The sequence below is a fragment of the Streptomyces sp. YS-3 genome, from assembly GCF_045257485.1.
GTDB lineage: Bacteria > Actinomycetota > Actinomycetes > Streptomycetales > Streptomycetaceae > Streptomyces.
In genome coordinates, this window is record NZ_JBJHPC010000628.1 from 1 (window position 1) to 3,962 (window position 3,962).

Sequence of the window (3,962 nt, forward strand, 5' to 3'; positions counted from 1 at the left end):
TGCCGGTGCGCAGGGCGGCGCAGGCGAGGTCCGCGTGGGTGTGGTCGGGGGTGAGGACCAGCAGGGCGTCGATGTCGGGGTCCTCGACGACCTTGCGGTGGTCGCCGGTCATGGCGCCTTCCCCGACGCCGCCATGACCGGCGACCACCGCAAGGTCGTCGAGGACCCCGACATCGACGCCCTGCTGGTCCTCACCCCCGACCACACCCACGCGGACCTCGCCTGCGCCGCCCTGCGCACCGGCAAGTCCGTCCTCGTCGAGAAGCCCCTGGACATCTCCGTGGAGCGCTGCGACACCATCCTGCGTACGGCGTACGAGACCGGTTCGCGGCTGTACGTCGGCCACAACATGCGCCATATGCCGGTTGTGCGGCTGATGCGCGACCTGGTCGAGCGCGGGACGATCGGCACGGTCAAGACCGTGTGGATCCGCCATTTCGTCGGCTACGGCGGCGACTGGTACTTCAAGGACTGGCACGCCGAGCGCGCCCGCACCACCGGACTGCTGCTCCAGAAGGCCGCCCACGACATCGACGTGCTGCACTGGCTGGCCGGCGGCTACGCGCGCGACGTCCAGGCCATGGGGGACCTCATGGTCTACGGGGACAACCCGCACCGGCGGGCGGCGGGGGAGCCCAAGGCGGACGACTGGTACACCAAGGACGGCCACTGGCCGCCGCACACCCAGCGGGCGCTCAACCCGGTGATCGACATCGAGGACGTCTCGCTGCTGAACATGCGCCTGGACAACGGTGTGCTCGCCGCCTACCAGCAGTGCCACTTCACCCCCGACTACTGGCGCAACTACACCGTAATCGGGGACGCGGGGCGGCTGGAGAACTTCGGCGACGGACCGGGCAGCCGGGTCAAGGTGTGGAACGCCCGGCGCTCCCACTTCCGGGACGAGCCCGACGAGATCCACGAGGTGCCGCCGGCCCGCGACGACTCGGGGCACGGCGGGGCGGACCCGCTGCTGATGGACGAGTTCCTGAGGTTCGCCCGCGAGGGCGGCCCCACCGACACCTCGCCGGTCGCCGCGCGGATGGCCGTGGCGGCGGGCTACGAGGCGACCATGTCCCTGCGCGACGGAGGCACCCCCCGCCGGGTGGAGGCGCCGGACCCGGATCTCGTGGCGTACTTCGCGGGCGGCCAGCCGCGCCGACCCAGCGCGCCGGGCCCGACGGCCGAAAGGCGTTCGTGACCACCGGTCGAAGTGCGGTATTGTTCTCGTGCACGTTCGGCCGGGGGAAACCCCAGGTCAGACGGGCGCCGGGACGTGGCGCAGCTTGGTAGCGCACTTGACTGGGGGTCAAGGGGTCGCAGGTTCAAATCCTGTCGTCCCGACCAGCGTTTTCGCAGGTCGGAAGCCGTCTTCTCCATCGGAGAAGGCGGCTTTCCGTGCGTTTTCACCCTGTTTGCGGGTCCTGCCGCGGCCCGCCACCCTGGGCAGGGCCCTGTCCGGCCCGGGCCCACCACGAGATATCTTGATGTCGAGCAATGTTGCATACGTGGAGTGGAGCACCCGGTGACTGACTCGACCATCATCTACACCCACACTGACGAGGCGCCCGCGCTGGCGACGTACTCGTTCCTGCCTGTGGTCCAGGCGTATGCCTCGACGGCCGGGGTCACTGTGGAGACGCGGGACATCTCGCTGGCCGGGCGGATCATCGCCCTCTTCCCGGAGTACCTCCAGGAGGGGCAGCGCATCGACGACGCCCTCGCCGAGCTCGGCGAGCTGGCGAAGACGCCCGACGCCAACATCATCAAGCTGCCGAACATCTCGGCCTCGATCCCGCAGCTCAAGGCCGCCGTCGCCGAGCTGCAGGCGCAGGGCTACGCGCTGCCGGCCTACCCGGACGACCCGCAGACCGACGAGGAGCGCGACATCCGCGCCCGCTACGACAAGGTCAAGGGCAGCGCCGTCAACCCGGTGCTGCGCGAGGGCAACTCCGACCGCCGCGCCCCCGCCTCGGTGAAGAACTACGCCAAGGCCCACCCGCACCGCATGGGCGCCTGGACCGCCGAGTCCAAGACGAACGTGGCGACCATGGGGGAGAACGACTTCCGCTCCACGGAGAAGTCCGCGGTCGTCTCCGCGCCCGGCTCGCTCCGCATCGAGCTGGCGGCCGAGGACGGCACCACCACCGTGCTGCGCGAGTCCGTCCCCGTCCTCGCGGGCGAGGTCGTCGACGCCTCCGTGATGCGCGTCGCCGCGCTGCGTGAGTTCCTCACCGAGCAGATCGCCCGCGCCAAGGCGGAGGGCGTGCTGTTCTCGGTGCACCTCAAGGCCACGATGATGAAGGTCTCCGACCCGATCGTCTTCGGTCACGTGGTGCGCGCGTTCTTCCCCCAGACCTTCGCGAAGTACGGCCAGGCGCTCGTCGCCGCCGGTCTGTCCCCCAACGACGGCCTCGGCGCCATCCTCAAGGGCCTGGACTCCGTGCCGCACCTCGGCGCCGAGATCAAGGCGTCCTTCGAGGCCGAGCTCGCCGAGGGCCCGGCGCTCGCCATGGTCGACTCGGACAAGGGCATCACCAACCTGCACGTCCCGAGCGACGTCATCGTCGACGCCTCCATGCCGGCCATGATCCGCACCTCCGGCCACATGTGGGGCCCGGACGGCCAGGAGGCCGACACCCTCGCCGTGCTGCCGGACAGCAGCTACTCGGGCGTGTACCAGGTCGTCATCGACGACTGCCGCGCCAACGGCGCCTTCGACCCGGCGACGATGGGCTCGGTCCCGAACGTCGGTCTGATGGCGCAGAAGGCCGAGGAGTACGGCAGCCACGACAAGACCTTCGAGATCGCCGCCGCGGGCACCGTCCGCGTCGTCGACGCCGAGGGCGCTGTCGTCCTGGAGCAGCAGGTCGCCGCCGGTGACATCTTCCGGATGTGCCAGACCAAGGACGCGCCGATCCAGGACTGGGTCAAGCTCGCCGTCACCCGCGCCCGCGCCACCGGCGACCCGGCTGTCTTCTGGCTCGACGCCGAGCGCGCCCACGACGCCGTACTGATCGAGAAGGTCAAGGCGTACCTCGCGGAGCACGACACCGAGGGCCTGGAGATCAAGATCATGTCTCCGGTCGAGGCGACCGCGTTCTCCCTGGAGCGCATCCGCCGCGGCGAGAACACGATCTCCGTCACCGGCAACGTGCTGCGCGACTACCTGACGGACCTCTTCCCCATCCTGGAGCTGGGCACCAGCGCCAAGATGCTCTCGGTGGTCCCGCTGATGAACGGCGGCGGCCTCTTCGAGACGGGCGCCGGCGGCTCCGCCCCCAAGCACGTCCAGCAACTGGTCAAGGAGAACTACCTGCGCTGGGACAGCCTGGGTGAGTTCCTGGCCCTCGCGGTCAGCTTCGAGCACCTCGCCACGACCAAGGGCAACGCGCGCGCCCAGGTCCTCGCCGACACGCTCGACCGCGCCACGGGTTCCTTCCTCAACGAGGACAAGTCCCCGAGCCGCAAGCTCGGCGGCATCGACAACCGCGGCAGCCACTTCTACCTGGCGCTGTACTGGGCCCAGGAGCTGGCCAGGCAGACCGACGACGCCCAGCTCGCGGAGGCCTTCGCGCCGCTGGCCAAGACGCTGGCGGAGCAGGAGGAGACCATCGTCGCCGAGCTGATCGCCGTCCAGGGCTCCCCGGCCGAGATCGGCGGCTACTACCAGCCCGACCCGGCGAAGGCGGCGGCGGTCATGCGCCCGTCGACGACCTTCAACCAGGCTCTCGCGCTGCTGGCCTGAGTCCCAGCGGCACCCTGACCGCCCCGGCCGGCAGCATGCCCGGCCGGGGCGGTTCCCGTTTTCCGGACGGGACGGGACAGGGTGAGAGGACAGGACGGGACAGGGGCAGGGCGTGTCAGCGTACGGCGGCCGTCGCGCGGCGCACGGCCGCTCGCTCCGGCACCCGCTCACCCGGCCACACCACCGTCGCCACCCCCGCCGCACCGAGCGAGAC

Annotated in this window: 2 protein-coding genes and 1 tRNA gene; all 3 read left to right on the top strand. The window is 70.5% G+C overall.

The genetic code is table 11. The features are described from left to right. Positions 1–133: 133 nt before the first annotated feature. The 3 genes from ACJA3G_RS32130 (at position 134) to ACJA3G_RS32140 (ending at position 3,748) form a co-directional block, all read left to right on the top strand. Positions 134–1,201, top strand: a complete 1,068-nt coding sequence (locus ACJA3G_RS32130) for a Gfo/Idh/MocA family protein (protein ID WP_406556566.1) — start codon at positions 134–136, stop codon at positions 1,199–1,201. 69 nt (positions 1,202–1,270) lie between these two features. Then, positions 1,271–1,347, top strand: a tRNA-Pro gene (locus tag ACJA3G_RS32135). Positions 1,348–1,525: 178 nt separating this feature from the next. Next, a complete protein-coding gene (locus ACJA3G_RS32140; protein ID WP_406556565.1) occupies positions 1,526–3,748 on the top strand; it encodes an NADP-dependent isocitrate dehydrogenase in 2,223 nt (740 codons plus the stop codon). Positions 3,749–3,962: the final 214 nt, after the last annotated feature.

What these genes read in the sequence shown, in the direction of transcription:
- ACJA3G_RS32130 (WP_406556566.1), top strand. Translation starts at nt 134, where the DNA reads ATGACCGGCGACCACCGCAAGGTCGTCGAGGACCCCGACATCGACGCC.